Origin of the sequence: Methylobrevis albus (assembly GCF_015904235.1) — a bacterium.
GTDB lineage: Bacteria > Pseudomonadota > Alphaproteobacteria > Rhizobiales > Pleomorphomonadaceae > Methylobrevis_A > Methylobrevis_A albus.
Map to the genome: position 1 here is coordinate 1 of NZ_JADZLT010000015.1, position 304 is coordinate 304.

2 tRNA genes are annotated in these 304 nt (G+C 62.8%); both read right to left on the reverse strand.

Annotation, left to right across the window (positions count from 1 at the left end):
- Positions 1-19 precede the first annotated feature (19 nt).
- Positions 20-95 (reverse strand) — tRNA-Ala (locus I5731_RS00030).
- Between the two features lie 118 nt (positions 96-213).
- Positions 214-290 (reverse strand) — tRNA-Ile (locus I5731_RS00035).
- Positions 291-304 lie beyond the last annotated feature (14 nt).

Sequence of the window (304 nt, forward strand, 5' to 3'; positions counted from 1 at the left end):
CAGCGCGTGAGGCAGAGAATGGTGGAGGCAGACGGGATCGAACCGACGACCTCATGCTTGCAAAGCACGCGCTCTACCAACTGAGCTATGCCCCCGGTGCCACCAATCATGGCCGCATCACTCCAACCGGAGCGAACAGCGACCGTCGCGCGAGCGACGCCCCGCCGGAGCGCTTTTCAGCGCGTGAGGCAGAAGATCGGCGACCAGCAGGAATGGTGGGCATGAGTGGACTCGAACCACTGACCTCACGCTTATCAGGCGTGTGCTCTAACCACCTGAGCTACATGCCCTGGCCGCTTCACCG